Annotated in this window: 19 protein-coding genes; 5 read left to right on the forward strand and 14 right to left on the reverse strand. The window is 60.0% G+C overall.

The genetic code is table 11. The annotated features are described in order from the left end of the window. Entirely contained in the window at positions 1-2,004 is a 2,004-nt protein-coding gene (cyoB, locus tag ABFT80_RS04700; protein WP_347970663.1) for a cytochrome o ubiquinol oxidase subunit I, read from the reverse strand. Positions 2,005-2,045: 41 nt separating this feature from the next. Beyond that, positions 2,046-3,113, reverse strand: a complete 1,068-nt coding sequence (gene cyoA, locus ABFT80_RS04705; RefSeq protein WP_347970664.1) for a ubiquinol oxidase subunit II — start codon at positions 3,111-3,113, stop codon at positions 2,046-2,048. Between the two features lie 161 nt (positions 3,114-3,274). On the opposite strand from cyoA, the gene ABFT80_RS04710 reads away from it, so the two are divergent. From ABFT80_RS04710 to ABFT80_RS04730, 5 genes are all read left to right on the forward strand, one after another. After that, positions 3,275-4,624, forward strand: a complete 1,350-nt coding sequence (locus tag ABFT80_RS04710; protein ID WP_347970665.1) for an MFS transporter — start codon at positions 3,275-3,277, stop codon at positions 4,622-4,624. A gap of 292 nt (positions 4,625-4,916) precedes the next feature. After that, on the forward strand, positions 4,917-6,926 hold the full coding sequence (locus ABFT80_RS04715; protein ID WP_347970666.1) for a DUF2849 domain-containing protein: 2,010 nt from the start codon (positions 4,917-4,919) through the stop codon (positions 6,924-6,926). After that, on the forward strand, positions 6,913-7,404 hold the full coding sequence (locus ABFT80_RS04720) for a DUF934 domain-containing protein (protein ID WP_347970667.1): 492 nt from the start codon (positions 6,913-6,915) through the stop codon (positions 7,402-7,404). The genes ABFT80_RS04715 and ABFT80_RS04720 overlap by 14 nt, the downstream gene beginning before the upstream one ends. Before the next feature lie 146 nt (positions 7,405-7,550). Further along, the gene (locus ABFT80_RS04725; protein WP_347970668.1) at positions 7,551-7,844 is read left to right on the forward strand and encodes a thioredoxin; all 294 of its coding nucleotides are present in this window, start codon (positions 7,551-7,553) and stop codon (positions 7,842-7,844) included. 158 nt (positions 7,845-8,002) lie between these two features. Next, a complete protein-coding gene (locus tag ABFT80_RS04730) occupies positions 8,003-8,959 on the forward strand; it encodes a LysR family transcriptional regulator (RefSeq protein WP_347970669.1) in 957 nt (318 codons plus the stop codon). A 67-nt stretch (positions 8,960-9,026) separates the two neighbouring features. Here ABFT80_RS04730 and ABFT80_RS04735 read toward each other — a convergent pair whose 3' ends face one another. The 12 genes from ABFT80_RS04735 to ABFT80_RS04790 all read right to left on the reverse strand — a co-directional run bounded on the left by ABFT80_RS04735 (position 9,027) and on the right by ABFT80_RS04790 (position 19,248). Then, positions 9,027-9,257 (reverse strand): DUF2274 domain-containing protein, encoded by a 231-nt coding sequence (locus tag ABFT80_RS04735; protein WP_347970670.1) that lies wholly within the window; start codon positions 9,255-9,257, stop codon positions 9,027-9,029. Beyond that, entirely contained in the window at positions 9,254-10,474 is a 1,221-nt protein-coding gene (locus ABFT80_RS04740; RefSeq protein ID WP_455189868.1) for a TrbI/VirB10 family protein, read from the reverse strand. The genes ABFT80_RS04735 and ABFT80_RS04740 overlap by 4 nt, the downstream gene beginning before the upstream one ends. Beyond that, positions 10,471-11,448: a P-type conjugative transfer protein TrbG gene (gene trbG, locus ABFT80_RS04745; RefSeq protein ID WP_347970846.1), complete on the reverse strand. Its 978-nt coding sequence runs from the start codon at positions 11,446-11,448 to the stop codon at positions 10,471-10,473. Before trbG ends, ABFT80_RS04740 begins: the two co-directional genes overlap by 4 nt. After that, the gene (gene trbF, locus ABFT80_RS04750) at positions 11,448-12,137 is read right to left on the reverse strand and encodes a conjugal transfer protein TrbF (protein WP_347970671.1); all 690 of its coding nucleotides are present in this window, start codon (positions 12,135-12,137) and stop codon (positions 11,448-11,450) included. Before trbF ends, trbG begins: the two co-directional genes overlap by 1 nt. Next, the gene (gene trbL / locus ABFT80_RS04755; RefSeq protein WP_347970672.1) at positions 12,134-13,492 is read right to left on the reverse strand and encodes a P-type conjugative transfer protein TrbL; all 1,359 of its coding nucleotides are present in this window, start codon (positions 13,490-13,492) and stop codon (positions 12,134-12,136) included. The genes trbF and trbL overlap by 4 nt, the downstream gene beginning before the upstream one ends. 2 nt (positions 13,493-13,494) lie before the next feature. Next, positions 13,495-13,791: a putative entry exclusion protein TrbK-alt gene (gene trbK-alt / locus ABFT80_RS04760; protein ID WP_347970673.1), complete on the reverse strand. Its 297-nt coding sequence runs from the start codon at positions 13,789-13,791 to the stop codon at positions 13,495-13,497. 20 nt (positions 13,792-13,811) lie between these two features. Beyond that, positions 13,812-14,588, reverse strand: coding sequence for a P-type conjugative transfer protein TrbJ (trbJ, locus tag ABFT80_RS04765; RefSeq protein WP_347970674.1), 777 nt, complete (start codon positions 14,586-14,588; stop codon positions 13,812-13,814). Beyond that, positions 14,585-17,023 (reverse strand): conjugal transfer protein TrbE, encoded by a 2,439-nt coding sequence (gene trbE, locus ABFT80_RS04770; protein ID WP_347970675.1) that lies wholly within the window; start codon positions 17,021-17,023, stop codon positions 14,585-14,587. The genes trbJ and trbE overlap by 4 nt, the downstream gene beginning before the upstream one ends. A 13-nt stretch (positions 17,024-17,036) precedes the next feature. Then, positions 17,037-17,318: a VirB3 family type IV secretion system protein gene (locus tag ABFT80_RS04775; protein WP_347970676.1), complete on the reverse strand. Its 282-nt coding sequence runs from the start codon at positions 17,316-17,318 to the stop codon at positions 17,037-17,039. Then, positions 17,318-17,650, reverse strand: a complete 333-nt coding sequence (locus tag ABFT80_RS04780; RefSeq protein WP_347970677.1) for a TrbC/VirB2 family protein — start codon at positions 17,648-17,650, stop codon at positions 17,318-17,320. Before ABFT80_RS04780 ends, ABFT80_RS04775 begins: the two co-directional genes overlap by 1 nt. Beyond that, a complete protein-coding gene (gene trbB / locus ABFT80_RS04785) occupies positions 17,647-18,636 on the reverse strand; it encodes a P-type conjugative transfer ATPase TrbB (RefSeq protein ID WP_347970678.1) in 990 nt (329 codons plus the stop codon). The genes ABFT80_RS04780 and trbB overlap by 4 nt, the downstream gene beginning before the upstream one ends. 165 nt (positions 18,637-18,801) lie before the next feature. Beyond that, positions 18,802-19,248 (reverse strand): ribbon-helix-helix protein, CopG family, encoded by a 447-nt coding sequence (locus ABFT80_RS04790; protein WP_347970679.1) that lies wholly within the window; start codon positions 19,246-19,248, stop codon positions 18,802-18,804. Positions 19,249-19,250 lie beyond the last annotated feature (2 nt).

Below are 19,250 nucleotides of genomic sequence, written 5' to 3' on the forward strand. Positions count from 1 at the left end.
TCAGGCTCCTGTCGTAAGGTTTCTGGTGCGCTCATCCTCGACGGAGGACACCTCATCGATCGGAATGTAGTAGTCCCGATCGTAGTTGTAGGTGTGGACGATGGCATAGAGGAGCATGGCGGCGAGGGCGACGGCGGCCAACCACCATATGTACCAGACCATGGCGAAGCCAAAGACTACGCTGAGAAGCGCAAGCACGACCCCAGCCGCGGTCCCACGGGGCATATGGATGGGCTTGAACCCCTTTACAGGACGCTGGTAGCCACGCCGCTTCATATCCCACCATGCGTCAAGGTCATGGACCAGGGGGGTGAAGGCAAAGTTGTAAGCAGGCGGCGGCGACGAAGTTGACCACTCAAGCGTGCGAGCATTCCATGGGTCGCCAGTCACGTCCCGCAGCTCATCACGCCGACGGATCGAGACATAAATCTGGATCAGGAAGGCAACGATCCCGACAAGGACGAGGAGAGCCCCAAACGCAGCGATCAGGAACCAGATCTGCAGCGAGGGATCCTCGACGTAGTTCACGCGGCGTGTCACCCCCATCAGGCCCAGAATGTAGATTGGGGTGAATGCGAACCAGTAACCGGAAAGCCAGAACCAGAAGCTTATCTTGCCCCAGAATGGATCCAGTTTGAAACCGAAGGCTTTCGGGAACCAATAGGTGATTCCTGCGAACAGCCCGAAGACCACGCCACCGATGATGACATTATGGAAGTGGGCGACCAGGAACAACGAATTGTGGAGCACGAAATCAGCGGGAGGTACTGCGAGCATCACCCCAGTCATGCCTCCGACCGTGAACGTCACCATGAAGCCGAGGGTCCATAGCATCGGAAGCTCGAACCGGACGCGGCCACGATACATGGTGAAAAGCCAGTTGAATATCTTCGCCCCCGTAGGGATCGAGATGACCATCGAGGCGATGCCAAAGAAGGAGTTTACGCTCGGGCCGGCTCCCATCGTGAAGAAGTGGTGCAACCAGACTAGATAGGAAAGGATAGTGATACAGACGGTCGCGTAGACCATCGAACTGTAGCCGAAGAGGCGCTTCCCCGTGAAAGTGGCGACTACTTCGGAATAGATTCCAAACGCCGGCAGGATGAGAATGTAAACCTCTGGGTGCCCCCAAATCCAGATAAGATTCACATACATCATCGGGTTGCCGCCGAGATCGTTGGTGAAAAAATTTGTCCCGACATAGCGATCGAGCGTCAGCAGGGTGAGGACTGCCGTCAGCACGGGGAAGGAAGCAACGATCAGGACGTTCGTGCACAAAGCAGTCCAGCTGAAGATTGGCATCTTCATCATGGCCATGCCCGGAGCACGCATCTTCACGATCGTCACGATCAGATTGATCGCAGACAATGTCGTTCCGATACCCGCGACTTGGAGAGACCATATATAGTAATCAACACCGACGCCCGGACTATAGGCAGAGCCAGAGAGCGGCGGATAGGCAAGCCAGCCGGTCCGCGCAAACTCACCGACGAAGAGCGAGATCATCAGCAGCACAGCGCCGGCGGTCGTCAGCCAGAAGGAGAAATTGTTGAGGAAAGGGAATGCTACGTCGCGTGCTCCGATCTGGAGGGGCATGACGTAGTTCATCAGTCCCGTTATCAGCGGCATTGCGACAAAGAAGATCATAATGACGCCGTGTGCCGTGAAGATCTGGTCGTAATGATGCGGCGGCAGGAATCCTTCGTTCATACCGATCGCAAGGGCCTGCTGCGCTCGCATCAAAAGTGCATCCGCAAAGCCGCGGAGCAACATCACGATCCCCAGGACCATGTACATGATCCCGATCTTTTTATGATCCACCGACGTGAACCATTCACTCCACAGGTACCCCCAAAGACGGTAACGCGTGAGCGCCCAGAGCACGCCAGCTCCGATGACCGCCACGGCAATGAAGGTCACCAGGATAACCGGTTCTCCGATGGGGATGGCACTCAGATTCAGGCGGCCGAATATCAGTTCTGTGAGACCGAGGTTGGAAGGCATTGTGTGATCCGATCGCTGGATTTTGACTGGCCGCGCGGCCGCTATTCGGTGGGCTGCGGGGACGACGCCGCATCTTCAGGCACTACAGTCTCGTCACGGGGCTTGGCGTAGCCCGAGGGGCCATGCCCAAAGTGAGTGCCATGCACCCGCCGCGCATCGTAGATCAGCCGGTCATAGTTGTTGGCGCTGCTGAGACCACTGCCTCCTCGCCTGTCGATGAACATCATCTCGTCGGCGCACATGCGTGATGAATCGGCGCACAGATTGAGTACGGATGCAAATAATCTTGGATCGACGGTCTGGAAGTAGCGGACCGGTTCGCGTTCGCTTGGTTTCTCGATCTCGAGGTACCGATCGCGAGTGAGGGGCTCACCTTCGACTTTGACCCTAGCCACCCAGGCGTCGAAATCCTCGTTCGACATGCCGTGAAAGCGGAAAACCATGTTGGAGAAGCCCGGCCCGGAATAGTTCGAAGAAAGGCCGTTATAGTTTCCCTCTTCATTGATGACCGCGTTCAGCTGCGTCTTCATGCCGGGCATCGCGTAGATCATTCCAGCCATGGCGGGAATGTAAAAGGCGTTCATGATCGAGGTGGAGGTCAGCTCGAAGTGGATCGGCGTATCTACGGGCGCCGCCAGTTCGTTCACGGTCGCGATGCCGTGATCCGGATAAATAAACAGCCATTTCCAATCCAGCGCGACCACCTGGACCTTTAACGTCTGGGTCTGCTCGGTCACTCTCTGGGTTGCGTTGATGCGCTCAAGTGGACGGAAAGGGTCCAGCAAATGCGTATAACGCCATGTGACCGCGCCAAGCACGATGATCATGAGCAGTGGAACCGTCCAGATCAGCACCTCAAGATGGGTGGAGTGGTGCCAGTCGGGTTCGTATCGTGCTGCTTTGTTCGAAGCGCGGTAGCGCCAAGCGATGAACAGGGTGGCAGCGATCACCGGCACAATCAGCAGGAGCATGAGCCCGGTCGTGAAAAACAGCAGGTCGGATTGCTGCGAGGCCACGTCGCCCGAGGGGCGCAGGACCACCATTTCACAACCGCTCAGAAAGAGAGAGGTTGTAGAGACAATAATAAATTTGGTGGATTTCGAGCGCAACGCACGTCCCTCCGGCTACTAGGTCAAGCTCATGTACAAAGCTGACGCCGGATCGGGCATTGGACGTTTTGTCCACTACGCCTTGCGTGAAGTTTTAGTCCAGAAGAAGTCCCAAGAATTTTCTAGCGCAGCGGGCCAATTGCCTATCAGGCAGACGAGGGATGCCATCGATGACTTCATCCAGCACGACGACAGCATCGTCTAGCGGCGATCAGCATTTGCATGATCTCGGTTCTACCGGAGGGCACGGGACGGTCTCTCCTGGAGAACTCGCGATCGGGGTCGTAATCGGCAGAGCCTCCGAGGCGTTTGACTTTTTTGTTTTTGGTATAGCGTGCGTGTTGGTGTTTCCAGCAATCATCTTCCCATTCGCCGATGCATTGACTGGTACGCTCTATGCGTTCGCAATATTCAGCTTGGCGTTTTTTGCGCGCCCCGTTGGTTCGATTGCTTTTCTCTGGATCGATGCGCGATATGGTCGAGGTACCAAGCTTACCCTCGCGCTGTTCCTGCTTGGCGGCTCGACGGCAGCAATTGCATTTCTGCCCGGCTATCAATCCATCGGTTCGGCTGCGGTTGCCTCACTCATTGTCTTTCGACTTGGTCAGGGATTTGCCCTCGGGGGCGCCTATGACGGGCTGGCGTCTCTCTTGGCGTTGAACGCTCCACCGAACCAACGTTCATGGTATGCGATGATCCCCCAGGCGGGAGCGCCAATTGGGTTTGTCGTTGCCAGCGGCCTTTTTGCCTATTTCTATCTTACGCTTTCGCAGCAGGACTTTCTGGGATGGGGCTGGCGATACCCTTTCTTCGTGGCTTTCGTGATCAACATCGTCGCCCTCTTTGCGCGACTTAGGCTGATTGCGACGGAGGAATATGAAAGGCTTTACGAGGACCATAATCTTCGGCCGATCCGGATCGGGGAACTGATTGAGCGTCGGGGTCTCCATCTTATCATCGGTGCATTTGTACCTCTAGCAAGCTTCGCACTTTTTCATCTCGTCACCATCTTTCCTATCTCGTTTATTGAGCTTTATTCGGATCGATCGATTGGTGAATTTCTTCTAACGCAGCTGTCGGGCGCGGTAATCTGCCTGATCTGCGTAATGCTGTCGGGCGTCATCGCTGATCGGATTGGCCGGGCCCGGCACCTTGCGTTATGCGCTGTAGGGATAGGGATGCTGAGCATAGGGACCCCGTTTCTCCTGGGCGGTGGAACCGCGGGCCAGACAGGATTCATTCTGATCGGTTTTGCTTTGCTCGGGTTGTCGCACGGCCAGGCAGCAGGTGCTGTCGCGTCAGCTTTCGCAGAGCGCGACCGTTACACGGGCTCAGCGCTGACGTCGGATCTCGCCTGGCTGTTCGGAGCCGGATTGGCACCTTTGGTTGCTCTGGTACTTACCGCACGGTTCGGTGTTGGATCGATTGGTCTCTATCTGATGTCGGGTGCGATCTGCACTCTATTTGCCCTTTGGATTAACAAGCGGACCTCGCAAGCGTCATCGCTTTGACCAGACGTGAGGAAATTGAGGAGCACGTGCCAAAGGCAACACGACGCACGTCTTTTGATCAGGCATTGCGAGGTTGAACGTGAATGGAAGGGTGCGGCCTATCGCACCATTTTTAACCGGCCCTCCGGCTGTCGAAGTTTCTGTCTTATTCACGACGTTACAGATCTGTCCTCAGGAGAGGGATGTGCAGCGGCGCTGATCTACCCGACACACAGGCAACTTCGCTGAGGGCCTCTCGGGATTACGTAAATCTCAGGTCGCTTCGGAGGCGGCAGACAGTTTAGGAGGAAATATGCCGCAACAAGTCATCACGGCCAACCGACTCACCGACGGTGTGGTGGTTTGGTTGGGCGCGGAAGAGCGTTGGAACGCCGAACTCGACCGCTCTTCGATCTTCGATGAAATTCAAGCTGCAGCGTTAGTCGCCAAGCTAGCAGATCGTGACACGAACATCGCCGTGGATGTGCGCGCCGTACCGGTAGAGGCCGTGGATGGACAGGTGGTACCTACGGAACGTCGCGAGAGGTTGCGAGCTGTTGGGCCAAGCGTGCGTGCGGATCTTGGCTCGACACCACCAGAGGAACGGTGGTCATGTGGTCCTCTTCCTCCGCCGCCTTCATCCTATTCTACCTCACCCTTCGCCGGCATTTATCGGTACGACGAGTATGACAGACAATTCCTTCGGGATCGCGCGGCGCAGTTCCGCAATCAGGTTGAACGCCGCTTGTCAGGTGAGTTAAGCGAGGACGAGTTCAAGCCGTTGAGGCTGATGAACGGGCTTTACCTACAACTCCACGGCTATATGCTGCGCGTAGCTCTGCCTTACGGTGTCGTGAGCGCGTCCCAAATGCGGCAGCTCGCCTATGTGGCGCGTTATTATGATCGCGGCTATGGTCATTTCACGACGCGGCACAACATGCAGTTTAACTGGCCCCGCCTCGCTGATGCACCGGATATTCTGGCAGTGCTAGCTGAGGCGGATCTCCACGCGATCCAGACAAGTGGCAATTGCGTAAGAAACGTGACCACGGATCATTTCGCCGGAGCGGCTGCCGAAGAAGTCGTAGATCCTCGCCTGTACGCCGAAATCCTTCGACAATGGTCAACTGACCATCCAGAATTCACGTATTTACCCCGCAAGTTTAAGATTGCCCTCTCTGGTAGCCCACAGGACCGTGCCGCTGTGCGTTTCCATGACATAGGCATTCTGGCGCGCCGAAACTTGAAGGGGGAGGCCGGGTTCCAGATATTCGCAGGCGGCGGGCTCGGTCGAACTCCAATTGTTGGCACGATGGTAAGCGATTGGGTACCGGTACGGGACTTGCTTCGTTATATCGAGGCTATCCTTCGCGTGTACAACGCACTCGGACGACGCGATAATATTCATAAAGCGCGCATTAAAATCCTGATTCGCGAGATGAAAGCCGAGCGCTTCATCGAGATGATCGAGCAAGAGTTCGCCGAGATGCCCAGAGATCATGCGGTTCTCGACGACGAGATCATATCAGCAGTGGGCGCGCGGTTCCATGAGCCCCCATTCGAGAATCTTCCGAAGCATTGCGTCGCGTTTGAGCAGGCTAAGCGCGAGGACCGAGCCTTTCGGTCGTGGGTCAAGACGAACAGCCATCCTCATCGGAAAGCCGGTTATATCTCCGCCGTGGTCTCAATGAATCCGGTAGGTGGAATCTCCGGAGATATCAGTGCGGATGAGATGGATTTCGTGGCAGACCTTGCGGATCGTTTCTCGTTTGGTGAACTTCGTGTCTCACACGAACACAATCTCGTACTGCCGCATGTAGAGCAGGATAAGCTCTATGATCTTTGGCGGTCCTTGGTAGGCGCCGGCCTGGCGACGGCAAATATCGGTTTGATTACAGATATTATCTCATGTCCGGGGATGGATTATTGCAGCCTGGCCACGGCGCGCTCAATTCCAATTGCGCAGCAGATCGCCCAGCGCTTTGCTGACCCGGCGCGGCAGGAAAAGATCGGCCCTGTCGACCTCAATATCTCGGGCTGCATCAACGCCTGCGGACATCACCACGTAGGTCACATCGGATTGCTCGGCGTCGACAAGAATGGAAAGGAGGTCTACCAGATCACGCTTGGTGGATCCGGTGACGAAGAAGCATCAATTGGTGCAATCATCGGACGTGGCGTTGCTGCCGATGATGTACCTGACGCGATCGAAGCCATCATTGATGCCTACCTCGCGAATCGAAAGGACGGTGAACCGTTTATTGCGACTTATAGGCGCCTCGGTGTTGCACCGTTTAAGGAGGCTGTTTATGGCGCTCATTGATAATCGGGCTCAGGTCATTGAGGAGCGTTGGGTTTATCCTGGCACAGACGGTGCCTATGTAGCTGAGGCGTACAGCGTCGTTCCTGCTGACGCCCTGGCGTTGGTTCCTCCATCTGTACGGCCGCTTGGTGTGTTCGTGTCGGCGGGCACTGCCGTGGATGTCCTGATCTCATATTTGAATAAGCTCGATTTGATCGCCGTGGAGTTCCCGAAGTTTCGGGATGGGCGCGGCTTTACAATGGTTCGGACGCTACGCACAAAATACGGGTTCCAAGGCGACATTCGCGCAATCGGTTATGTGTTGCCTGATCAGTTTGCCCCGCTTGTGCAGTGCGGGTTTTCTAGCATTGTAACGTCTGCTGAGCATCCTCCTGAACAGTGGCAACAGAAGGCAGCTTCGCTCGGAGGCACACCTCCGAAGCCTCTCGTGCAGCGAATGATCAACCAGCGGGCGAGAGTCCCGAATAGCCTTGAGTGATATTACCGCCCCGCCGCACCGGGCTGATTATCATGAACTTGTTCTGACCGGCCCACGAGTGTCCCAGGAAGCGGCACACTAAAATGCTCGCGTGAGCCGCTAACAATTCCTTCTTAACCGACCTGATGACGGAGTGGATATGGAGCATGGCCATAATCGGAAAAGCGGTATTCTTTCGGGTAGGATGCCCAGTCTGCCTTGACGTGGAACAGCGCTTTGTGGGGGCGATTAATCCCGCATTGTACAATGTTGAAATCGTCGATTTGGAAAAACAAAAAGAACGTCTCGCTGAGGCGACGGCGGCGGGCGTCCAATCCGTTCCAGCGCTCCTTATTCAGGGCGCTGTCTACCATATCAACTTTGGCGCTGACATCCTCGATCTCTTTGGCGAAGAGATCGATCACGGCCACGACTTCATTGATGTGGGGGCTGGGATATAGGCTGTGGGGCAGGATGCATGAGAAGAGCTCGCCCTGTGAACGGGCATGAGTGCGGATCGCCGAGCTCTAGGGTTGATCGTGAATGTGCGGCTGACCGAAAGCATGGCCCCGACTGACTGACTTCGGCCGGGTGGGCGCTTTGGGAGGGGCGGTCGGATATGTCGCGTGAGATATCACCTGGATCTCTGTCCTCGTCAGGACTATCCAATAAAATTGCGGAATTTGACCTCAGGGCTCTGAGATACGTTCTGGCTGCAGCGGAAGCGGCTAGCATTCGCCGCGCGGCAGAAGCCATCGGCGTCGAGCCGTCAAGCGTCAGTCGTGGTATCAGAGATTTCGAGGACCGAATTGGTGTAGGCGTCTTTGACCGCGGACCGTTCGGCGTACGTTTGACGAATGCGGGGAAAGCATTTCTACAGCAGGCGATGCCGGCCATCCAGCAGATCAACGAAGCCTTTGAGCTCGCCGGTGCGGCGGGCCGCGTCGAAACAGGAACTGTTCGGGTCGGTCTCATTACGACGCTTGCCAGTGGGTTTCTACGTCAATTAGTAGGACGGTTTAAAGATGCGCACCCTAACGTAGCGATCGACTTTTATGATGGAGGACGTCCAACTCACATCCAGGGTATCCGAACCCGAAAACTGGACATTGGAATCTTCACCGGCAACGGTGCGGTAGAGGCATGTGACACTCTGGAGTTGTGGCGCGAAAGAGTCCATATCGCGATGCCCCTTGAGCATCGTTTGGCTCGTCAGCGGTCGATAGGCTGGCAGGAACTCCGGGATGAACGTTTTATCGTATCCAGATTTGGAGCCGGTCCGGAAATACGTGACTACATCGTGCGGAGGATCTGTGATTACAGCACCTACCCGTTGATCGACTATTGTGGCGTACAGCAGGAGACGTTGATGCACATGGTCGCGATGGGGAAGGGTATAACTCCTGTGGTGGCTGCGTGGAGCGATATATCCATTTCTGCACTGACCCTCGTCCCTTTAGACGCTTTGGAGGACGTGGTCCCTTTTAGCGCCGTTTGGTCACCGGACAATGACAATCCCGGCCTACGGCGCCTACTCGTTCTTGCGCGAATGATGGCCAGCGAACTGGCCGAATGAGGTGGAGTTTTCAGGACGGATCAGTTCCGTCGTACGAGTCTATTCAAATCGAGTTAGCGTATTTGAATCACTGATTTTTTTGTGCCTGACGCCTCACTTTTGCAAAGCCCCGATCTGTCGTGATGAACCGCTCCAGCATCGGCACGACTAGTTTCTTTGGATCGGCAGCGGCCTGGCCGGTCTCCCGCGCGAGGGCATCGGCATAAGCGACGAGATCGCGATACAGTGCCGCTGGCAAATCCAGCGCCACCTTGACAGGTTTGTCCTCCGTGATGGGACCGAGTTTCAATTTTGTCATTGGGCAGTTCCATAGGGTTCGAGGACGAGATCGCGAGTTACAACAACCCGGACCGGAAATCCCGGCCGAATGGTAAGAGTAGGCTGGACGTTGAGCTGGCGGCGCACGATTTGCTGGCCAGCATCATTGATAGTGTCCTGTCCTCCGTCGCGAATGGCACTGAGCAGACGATCATCGTCATCGACGGCAAGCTCTGTTCCAATGGCGAGCAGAGTCGATAGACCGGCCGCCTTGGCAAGATCCCACCAGTGATAGTCGACGTCATCTTCCAGCCCCGCGTAGCCTTGTCCGTCGGCGCCGGGCTGACGTTCCAGAACGATCGATCGGCCGTTGGGCATGATCAGTCTGTTCCATACCAGCAGCACACGCCGCTGCCTGAAACCGATCCCGTTGTCATATTCACCGATGAGGCGGCTCCCCTGTGGCACGAGTAGAATGCGGCCTGTCGGGCTGTCAAAGATATTCTCCGTGACCTGCGCAGTGATCTGTCCAGGAAGGTCAGACCGGATGCCGGTGATGAGGGCGGCGGAAATCACCGCGCCCGCCTGAAGGACATAGGGCGAAGCCGGAGGCGCTACGCGATCTCCAGAGACGGTACGCCGGTCGACAGGGGCGTTGAGAAACGCGATTTGGCGATCCTGCGCGGTTTGCGCGCCGCCCTGAGCTGCAAGGCCCATCCCGTTGAAGTCCGGCGTTGCGCCCGTGGCGGCGGCATTGCCGCCCGGTCGTGCTTCGGTCTGAAAGAACACCCTGCTGGTGCGCGCGGCCTCCTCTTCTGCGAGGCGGCGCTGCTCCTCCTGATCCACTCCCGGTGCGCCAGCCATAGGCGGCGGCGCTACGGGCTGTCCCCGGTTCTGGGCGTCGAGGATCGGGCCACCAAGATCGCCAGGAAGGGGAGGTCCGAGAACAGGGCCGGTATAGTCGCGTGGCAGCCCCGCTAGGCCGTCTGCCGTGCTGCGATTGTCGACGGAATAGAGCTCCTCGCCGCCAGGGCCTACCTCGTGGGTCTGAAGTGCGTAAATCAGCGCGCCGCCGACGCCGAGTGCGGTGACGACGCCAAGCCCGGCCAGAACCTTGCGCGACAGGCGGGTGACGCTCGGCGTCTCCGCGCGCAGGCGCATTGTCGGCGCGGTAGCACCGGTCGTGCCCGTCAACGTTACGCCGGAATCGTCGTCTGGTTTGGTTGACCCGTTTGGGCTGTTATCGGTATCGCTCATGATGCGGGCCTCCCGTCGGTTCGAACGATTCTGACGACCTGTTGCCGATCGCCGCTGCCAAGTCGTAGCTCGGCGGCGCCGAACAGGCGGTCCACGATCAGGATATGTTGGTGGATGCGGCTGTTGACGATCTGGGCTTCACCCTCGGGGCCGATGACGAAGAGCGGAGGCATCTCACCCTGGACGATGCCACGCGGGAACTCGACATAGACGTGCCGACCATCGTCGTAGATCGATACGGGCTTCCAGGGCGGGTTGGCGCCGGTGAGGCCATAGCGGTAGTTGCGAGCGGTTGCGGCCGGGATGATAGGCGTGGTCGGTACGGACTGCCTTGATCCAGGCTGCGCGGGATAGGCCCAGGCAACGGCTGGCATATAGAGCGCCTCTCGAGCGCGCAGCTCGATCATATAGGTCCGGCGATCCGTTGTGATCACGAGGTTGGTCGCGATGTCGGCGCGCGTCGGTTTGACTAGGACCTGCACGCGGCGGGTCAGGCCGGCGCCGCTTTCGGTGTCCCCGATGATCCATCGGGCGGTATCACCGGCTGCTATCGGGCCAGCGCCGGTCAGGCTTTCGCCGGGTTCAAGCGCAATCGTGGTGATCTGGCCGACGGCGGCGTAGACCTGATAGAGTGCGCCTTCGCTCCAGGGGTAGATCTGGATGGCGTTATAATAGCCCTCACGCCTCGGTTCCACACGCGCGGCGGCGTTGGCGCTTTCTATGCGCCCAGTTGGTGTTCCTGCCGAGGTGCCGCCCCGGCTCACCGTCCAGGCCGGAGGCACATGCAAGGGGCGCGGCGCCTGTTCCGTCACCACAGCGGGGATAGCGGGTAGCGGCGGAACATCGGAATCGTAGCTGATCTCCGGCGGCTTCTTCATCGTGGCGCAGCCCGCGAGCATGGTCGCGGACAGAAGAATAACAAGCAGGGCGCCGCTCTTCTTTCCCGGGGTCTCTGATTTGCGGATGAGGGGCATCATTGGCTCATCTCCCGCGACCAGGAAATGGCATTCACGTAGATGCCAAGCGGATTGGCTTTCAGCCGTTCGGCGTCGCGTGGTGGTTGCAGGACGATGGTGAGGATTGCGGTCCAGCGTTGGGTGCTGGAGAGTTGACCGTTCTCGTAGTGACGCTCGGTCCAGGCAACACGGAACGAATCCGGCGATGCGCGGATGACGCTTGAGACATCGACGGCGATCTGGTTCCGACCCACCTTTGTGAACGGATCATTGGCACGGGCGTAGTCGTTGAGCGCTGCCGCTCCGCGATCAGTGGTGAACTCATAGGCGCGCAGCCAGTTCTGGCGGACGATGATGCCGTCGGCCGGGATGGAGCGCACCTGCTCGATGAAACGTCCCAGATGCCAAGCAACCTGCGGATCGGTCGGGCGATAGTCTGCAGTTGCCGGGGCAACGGCCTGCGATTGGCCGAGGTTATCGACCTGCACGACCCATGGAACGACCGTGCCACGCGCGGACTGCCAGACAAGGGCTGAGGCAAAGCCGGCCGACAGGATCAGCGAGCCGAGCGCCATGGTGCGCCAGTTTTTGGCCTGCACGCGAGCCGATCCGATGCGCTCGTCCCAGACCTGGGTGGCTTTTTGATAGGGCGTCTCCGGTTCGGGAGATTTGCCATAATGGGTTGCTGGACGTTTGAAGATACTCATGAGCGGTCACTTTCAGAAAGGTTGACGGAGGAGCCGCCGCCGTGGCTATCGCCGGAGCGCACGGCGTGTCCGGCGGCGGAAACGCCGTGGCTGAGCGACTGCGAGCGCTTCATGCGCTTGGCCCAATCGGGCGGGCCGCTAGCAGCGGGTGGCGATGCGGCAGAGGCGGCATCGCCACCGCCAATCGTTCCCATGGTTGAGGAGCCGCCCGTGGTCTCAAAACCGGATTTTGCGCCCTCGGAGAAACTGGATTTGACACTTTCGCTTGCGCGGGCGGCTGCCCGCTTCAGTGGTGACGCGGCTGCGCTGCCCGCAGCTTTGGCCACGCCGCCCATTCCGGCAGCAACGCCGGATGCGCCGGATTGACCAGCGGAGGCGAGGCTATAGGCTGTTGAAGCTCCGCCGGCAGCTGCGGCTCCGCCTCGAACGGCGGCAGCGCCACCAGACAGAGCGGCAGCACCACCCTTTGCAGCAAGACCGGCAGCGCCGCCTGCGGCGAGTGCCGCGCCACCAACGGCAAGTCCGGTCCCGACCGCGGCGCCAGCGCCGAGCTGGGGGCCACCGGAGACAAGGCCGTTGGCTATGCCGGGTCCGAAGATGCCAAGGCCGAGCAGAGAGAGTGCGGCCAGCACGATCGCCATGGCGTCATCAATGGTCGGGGTTGCCCCGCCGAATCCGGTTGTGAACTGCGAAAACAGCGTCGAGCCGATACCGATTATGACGGCAAGTACCAGAACCTTGATGCCGGACGAGACGACATTGCCGAGGACTTTCTCGGCCATGAAGGCGGATTTGCCGAACAGGCCGAAGGGAATGAGGACGAAGCCGGCCAGTGTGGTCAACTTGAACTCAATCAGCGTGACGAAGAGTTGGACCGCGAGGATGAAGAAGGCGAGCAGGACCAGAGCCCAGGCGAACAACAGGCAGGCGATCTGGATGAAATTCTCGAAGAAGGACCAGTAGCCCATCAGGCCGGAAATGGATTCGAGCAGCGGGCGTCCGGCATCGAGGCCGGTCTGCGCGACCTTGCCGGGGCGAAGGAGATCGGCCGTGGTGAAGCCGGTGCCGGAGCCCTTGAGGCCGAGACCGGCGAAGCTGTCGAAGACGATCTTCGCCAGATTGTTCCAGTTGCCTATGATGTAAGCGAAGGCGCCGATAAACAGGGTCTTTTTTACCATACGCGCAATTATGTCGTCGTCTGCACCCCAGCTCCAGAACAGGGCGGCCAGCGTTACGTCGATGACGATCAGAGTCGTGGCGATGAACGCGACCTCACCGCCCAGTAGACCAAAGCCTGAATCGATATAGCTGGTGAAGACCTGCAGGAACTGGTCGATGACGCCGGTGCCGCCCATGATTATTGTCCTTCTTTTTGGTGGGGTACGGCCGGTGCGTCTGGCGATCGGATGCCGAGGAAGCGATCACGACTTTCGGCCCAGACCGCCAGGCACTCGGAATTCTCGGTCGCCTTTTGCCCAAGTTGCTGGCAGCGACGCTGAGCGGCATGCAGGGGATCGGGGGCGGACGGCTGGAGCTGCCTTGCGGCTGGCGCTGCGGGGACATCTTCCTCGCGCGTCATCTCGATTGCGGTCGCCGTGATGGCGACCGCGACGAATATGATGGCGCCCAGCCGGGCCAGCAGCTTGCCGTCCATCTTCTTCCCCCTTTCTGGTGTCAGTTGCCGTTGTTGAACATCTGCGCGTTGCCCGGCTGGTAGCCGGAGCCGGGCGTCAGAAACCGGCGGCGTTGTTCGCGACCCTGTTCGGCGGCGGCTGCCTGTTCTGCCGCCGACAGGGCTTCGGCCCGGCCGTTGGCGGCCAGAAGCGCGGTCAGGTCTGAAAGCTGCTGCGCCTGGAGCGCCAGGAGCTGATTGCCGGCCTGGGTCGCCTGAAGCGCGCCAGTGGCGCCCTGGCTCTGGCCGATCAGAGCCGACATTTCGGCGCGCTGCCCGTCGATATTGCCGACGACACCGGCCTGCACCCGCATGGCATCCTGCAGACCGCCAACGGTGTTCTGCCAGCGATCGCGGGCGCCGGCGACAAGTGCCTGGTCCGAGGCCGACATCGATGCAGCGCCGTACTGGGTCTGGAAGGCCTGATCGATTTTCTGGACGTCGAAGGCGATGTTCTGCGCCTGGGAAAGAAGCTGCTGCGTCCTCTGGACGTTCTGCTGAAGCTGCTGGATCGAGGAATAGGGCAGGCTCGCAAGATTGCGAGCTTGATTGATCAGCATCTGCGCTTCGTTCTGAAGCTGGGTGATCTGCTGGTTGATCTGTTGAAGGGTGCGCGCCGCCGTCAGGACGTTCTGCGCATAGTTGGACGGATCGAATACGATTCGCCCGAAGCCGAACTGGGCGTGCGCAGGCGCAGCCAATATCGGCGAAAGCGCCAGAGGAACGGCAAGAAGGCTGGCGGCCATCAGGGCCGCGCGGGAACGGTGAACAAGAGTCATGACGGTATCTCCAGGTTGGTGAGGTCAGGGATGAGGTCGGCGGCCCAGGCGATGTCGCGCAGGCGTAGCCAGGCTTCGAGAAAGCCTTGGCGGCCATGCTCGGCGACGATCTGCGCGATCCGGGTCTGGTCGGATTTCGAGGAAGCGGCGCAGAGCGCCAGCGCCACTTCACCAAGGCCGAGGTCGAACAGGCGATTGCCGCGGCGTGACTGGCAGTAATAGTCCCGCTTGGGTGTGGCCCGTGCGAGGATCTCGATCTGCCGGTCATTGAGACCGAAGCGACGATAGATCGCCGTGATCTGCGGCTCGATGGCGCGCTCGTTCGGCAGCAGCAGCCGGGTCTGGCAGCTTTCGATGATCGCAGGCGCAATGGCGCTGCCATCGATGTCGCTGAATGACTGGGTGGCGAAGATGACGGATGCGTTCTTCTTGCGCAGCGTCTTCAACCATTCACGGAGCTGGCCGGCGAAGCCGTCGTCATCGAGTGCCAGCCAGCCCTCGTCGATGATCAGCATGGTCGGCGATCCGTCGAGACGGTCCTCGATGCGGTGGAAAAGATAGGAGAGGACAGCGGGTGCAGCGCCCGTGCCGATCAGGCCTTCGGTCTCGAACGCCTGGACTGAGGCGCCGCCGAGATGCTCTGCTTCGGCATCGAGCAACCGGCCGTAGGGGCCGCCAACGCAGTAGGGTCGCAGCGCCTGCTTCAGCTCGTTGGATTGCAGTAGCACCGCAAGGCCGGTGATCGTGCGTTCCTGAACCGGTGCGGAGGAGAGCGAGGTCAGCGCCGACCAAAGATGCTCCTTTACGTCCGGTGTGATGGTGATGCCTTCGCGCGTGAGGATCGATACGATCCAGTCCGCCGCCCAGGCGCGTTCGGGCACGTCATGGATGAGGGCCAGCGGTTGGAGGGAAACGCTGTCGTCGGCGCTCTCGCTTAAATTCCCGCCGAGATCATGCCAGTCGCCGCCCATGGCGAGGGCGGCAGCACGGATCGATCCGCCGAAATCGAAGGCGAACACCTGACTTCCGGCGTAGCGGCGAAACTGGAGGGCCATCAACGCCAGCAAGACGGACTTCCCCGCGCCGGTCGGGCCGACGATCAGTGTATGGCCGACATCGCCGACGTGAAGGGAAAACCGGAACGGGGTCGAGCCTTCGGTCTTGCCGAAGAGCAGAGGGGGCGCTGCGAAATGCTCGTCCCGTTCCGGCCCCGCCCACACCGCTGAAAGCGGGATCATGTGGGCGAGATTGATAGTGGAAATCGGCGGCTGCCGGACGTTGGCATAGACATGGCCGGGCAATGAGCCGAGCCAGGCATCCACGGCATTGATGCTCTCGGCCATGGCGGTGAAATCGCGTCCCTGAATGATCTTCTCGACCAGCCGCAGCTTCTCGTCGGCAATCCGCGGGTCGTCGTCCCAGACAGTGACGGTTGCGGTGACATAGGCCTGGCCGGCATAGTCCGCGCCCAGTTCCTGAAGCGCGAGATCGGCGTCGGCAGCCTTGTTGGACGCATCGGTATCGACCAAAGCCGAAGCCTCGTTGGTCATGATCTCTTTGAGGATCGATGCGATGGATTTGCGTTTTGCGAACCACTGCCGCCGGATCTTGACCAGCAGCTTGGTCGCATCGGTCTTGTCGAGCATCACTGCGCGGGTCGACCAGCGATAGGGAAAGGCCAGCCGGTTCAGCTCATCAAGCAGACCCGGCGTTGTCGCGGTCGGAAACCCGACGATGGTGAGGATGCGAAGATGGGCCGTTCCAAGGCGTGGCTCCAGCCCGCCGGTCAGCGGCTGATCGGCGAGCAGGGCATCGAGATACATCGGCGTTTCCGGCACGCGGACGCGATGGCGATTGGTGGAGATGCAGCCATGCAAGTAGGTGAGGGTCTCGGCATCGGTTAGCCAGTCGCATTCCGGCATGAAGCCGTCGACCAGTTGCAGGACGCGATCGGTGCGATCGATGAAGCCGGTGAGGATCTCGCGGGCATTGACGCCGGTCTCGGCCTTGCCTTCATAGAGCCAGCTTTCCGCGCGCGCTGCGTCTTCGGCAGGCGGCAGATAGAGGAAGGTCAGGAAATAGCCGGACTCGAAATGGCTGCCGGCCTCCTCGAAATCTGCCTTGCGTTCGGCGTCAACCAGCGCAGAGGCGGCGTCGGGAAAGCGGCTGGCGGGATAGGTGCCAGCGGCATGGCGTTGTGCTTCGACAAAGATCGCCCAACCGGAACCAAGGCGACGGAAGGCGTTGTTGAGGCGGCCAGCGACCGCAACCAGCTCGGCGGGAACTGCACTGTCGAGATCCGGCCCCCGAAAGCGAGCCGTTCTCTGGAAGCTGCCGTCCTTGTTGAGGACAACGCCGTTATCGCATAGCGCGGCCCAGGGCAGGAAGTCGGCCAGGCGGGCGTTGCGATTGCGGTATTCTGCAAGGTTCATCATGGCGGTACTCCCTTCAGACGCCCAGGTGCCCGGGGATGCGCAGATGGCGACGCACCACATCGACAAAGAGGGGATCGCGTTTGGCCGCCCAGACGGCGGCGAAGTGACCGAGCAGCCCAAGCGCGATGCCGACGAGCCAAAGCCGCAGACCCAGTCCGAGGGCGGCGGCCAGTGTGCCGTTGACGATGGCGATTGACCGGGGGGCACCGCCCAGCAAAATGTGCTCGGTCAGTGCGCGGTGGACCGGGGCGATGAACCCCGGCACCTCGGCGAGGTTTTCGAGCGAACCCGCCATCAGACGAGTGCCCCGCCACCGAAGGAGAAGAAGCTCAGGAAGAATGAACTGGCGGCGAAGGCGATAGAGAGGCCGAAGACGATCTGGATCAGCTTGCGGGCGCCGCCCGAACTGTCACCAAAGGCCAGCGTCAGGCCGGTGACGATGATGATGATCACGGCGATGATCTTGGCGACCGGGCCTTCGATTGATTGCAGGATCGATTGCAGCGGGGCCTCCCACGGCATTGACGAACCCGAGGCGTGAGCGGCGGGCGCGAGGATCAGGGTGGCGTAGGTGACGGCTGCGGCCGTCGCGACATGGCGGCGGATGCGGATTGCATGACGGATCATGGTTGGTCTCCTGTTGGGTTGGGGGCATGGGTTGCCGGGATGACGTAGTAATCGCCGTCGGGGCCGAGGCCTTCGACACAGGCGAGTTCGGAGAGGCGGCGCAGCGATCCGCGCCCCGACAGCACGGCGACGAGATCGATGGTCTCGGCGATCAGAGCGCGGGGCACTGTGATGACGGCTTCCTGAATGAGTTGCTCGAGGCGGCGCAGTGCACCGATGCCCGTGCTGGCGTGGATGGTGCCGATGCCGCCGGGATGACCGGTTCCCCAGGCCTTCAGGAGATCAAGGGCTTCGGGGCCACGCACCTCTCCGATGGGGATACGATCGGGCCGCAGCCGCAGTGAGGAGCGGACCAGATCGGACAGCGAAGCCACGCCATCCTTGGTTCGCATGGCGACAAGGTTCGGAGCCGCGCATTGCAGCTCGCGGGTATCCTCGATGATCACCACGCGGTCAGACGTCTTGGCAACCTCGGCAAGCAGCGCGTTTGTGAGGGTGGTTTTGCCCGTCGAGGTGCCACCTGCGACGAGAATGTTGGCGCGGGAGGAAACGGCCTGCCGCAGCGTTTCGGCCTGGTCAGCATCCATGATCCCGGCAGCAACATAATCATCGAGGGTGAAGACGGCGACAGCGGGTTTACGGATCGCAAAGCTCGGCGCAGCGACAACGGGGGGCAGAAGGCCCTCGAACCGCTCTCCCGTCTCGGGGAGTTCGGCCGAGACGCGCGGCGCGCCAGAGTGAACTTCTGCGCCGACGTGATGTGCGACCAGACGCACGATCCGCTCGCCATCAGCGGGCGACAAGCGTTCGCCCGTGTCGGACAGGCCCTCGGAAAGTCGGTCGATCCAGAGCTTGCCGTCGGGGTTGAGCATCACCTCGACGATCGACGGGTCTTCCAGAAACCGGGCGATGGCGGGGCCAAGGGCGGTGCGCAGCATGCGTGCGCCTCGCGTGATCGCCTCAGATTTCTGGTGATTTTCCGCCATGTCGTCCCCTTGCATTCAGGGACCGTTCGGCAGGCCCTGGATCGGGGACGATTAAAAGAGCCTGAAATTGGGCTGATTCAACAAGTGTTTGTCGTAGTAGTAGTGTGGAGCGCAAATACAGGAGAACGGCGGTGCGGCCCGCGACTGGATTTGTTTTCGGGAGGACTATGGATCTTCCAAATGCGAATCGTTGGTGGGGATTACATCGTTGCCAGCGACATCATCGGGAATCTCACGCAGGAAGCTTTGGCCCTTCTGAAGGCGCATTCCGAGGGTTTCGATAAAGCCTTCGTAGCGCTCGCGGCCTTTGACCTGAGCGGCAGCGTGCGCGTCACTGGGGAGAGGCGGTGTGATGGTCAGCCAGAAGCGGACGAACAGCGCTACGGTTTCGGCGGTAACCCCGAGGTCGCGCTCGAGGCGCTGGACCTGTCGGGAGAGCCGATCCATGCGGCGAGCGAAAGCGGCTTCGCGCCGATCAGCGTCGTCGGGCGAGAGAAACGAGGCGACAGCCGCCTCAACGATCGCTGAGCGCGAGATGTTCTTGCGCTCGGACAGGTCTCTGATCTTCTCGATCATCTCGACAGGCAAGGTGAGGTTTAGACGGTCACGCATCG

Origin of the sequence: Foliimonas ilicis (assembly GCF_039939195.1) — a bacterium.
Lineage (GTDB): Bacteria > Pseudomonadota > Alphaproteobacteria > Rhizobiales > Rhizobiaceae > Foliimonas > Foliimonas ilicis.

What these genes read in the sequence shown, in the direction of transcription:
- cyoB (WP_347970663.1), bottom strand. Translation starts at nt 2,004, where the DNA reads ATGCCTTCCAACCTCGGTCTCACAGAACTGATATTCGGCCGCCTGAAT.
- ABFT80_RS04710 (WP_347970665.1), top strand. Translation starts at nt 3,275, where the DNA reads ATGCCATCGATGACTTCATCCAGCACGACGACAGCATCGTCTAGCGGC.
- ABFT80_RS04715 (WP_347970666.1), top strand. Translation starts at nt 4,917, where the DNA reads ATGCCGCAACAAGTCATCACGGCCAACCGACTCACCGACGGTGTGGTG.
- ABFT80_RS04720 (WP_347970667.1), top strand. Translation starts at nt 6,913, where the DNA reads ATGGCGCTCATTGATAATCGGGCTCAGGTCATTGAGGAGCGTTGGGTT.
- ABFT80_RS04725 (WP_347970668.1), top strand. Translation starts at nt 7,551, where the DNA reads ATGGCCATAATCGGAAAAGCGGTATTCTTTCGGGTAGGATGCCCAGTC.
- ABFT80_RS04730 (WP_347970669.1), top strand. Translation starts at nt 8,003, where the DNA reads ATGTCGCGTGAGATATCACCTGGATCTCTGTCCTCGTCAGGACTATCC.
- ABFT80_RS04735 (WP_347970670.1), bottom strand. Translation starts at nt 9,257, where the DNA reads ATGACAAAATTGAAACTCGGTCCCATCACGGAGGACAAACCTGTCAAG.
- ABFT80_RS04740 (WP_455189868.1), bottom strand. Translation starts at nt 10,474, where the DNA reads ATGAGCGATACCGATAACAGCCCAAACGGGTCAACCAAACCAGACGAC.
- trbG (WP_347970846.1), bottom strand. Translation starts at nt 11,448, where the DNA reads ATGCCCCTCATCCGCAAATCAGAGACCCCGGGAAAGAAGAGCGGCGCC.
- trbF (WP_347970671.1), bottom strand. Translation starts at nt 12,137, where the DNA reads ATGAGTATCTTCAAACGTCCAGCAACCCATTATGGCAAATCTCCCGAA.
- trbL (WP_347970672.1), bottom strand. Translation starts at nt 13,492, where the DNA reads ATGGGCGGCACCGGCGTCATCGACCAGTTCCTGCAGGTCTTCACCAGC.
- trbK-alt (WP_347970673.1), bottom strand. Translation starts at nt 13,791, where the DNA reads ATGGACGGCAAGCTGCTGGCCCGGCTGGGCGCCATCATATTCGTCGCG.
- trbJ (WP_347970674.1), bottom strand. Translation starts at nt 14,588, where the DNA reads ATGACTCTTGTTCACCGTTCCCGCGCGGCCCTGATGGCCGCCAGCCTT.
- trbE (WP_347970675.1), bottom strand. Translation starts at nt 17,023, where the DNA reads ATGATGAACCTTGCAGAATACCGCAATCGCAACGCCCGCCTGGCCGAC.
- ABFT80_RS04775 (WP_347970676.1), bottom strand. Translation starts at nt 17,318, where the DNA reads ATGGCGGGTTCGCTCGAAAACCTCGCCGAGGTGCCGGGGTTCATCGCC.
- ABFT80_RS04780 (WP_347970677.1), bottom strand. Translation starts at nt 17,650, where the DNA reads ATGATCCGTCATGCAATCCGCATCCGCCGCCATGTCGCGACGGCCGCA.
- trbB (WP_347970678.1), bottom strand. Translation starts at nt 18,636, where the DNA reads ATGGCGGAAAATCACCAGAAATCTGAGGCGATCACGCGAGGCGCACGC.
- ABFT80_RS04790 (WP_347970679.1), bottom strand. Translation starts at nt 19,248, where the DNA reads ATGCGTGACCGTCTAAACCTCACCTTGCCTGTCGAGATGATCGAGAAG.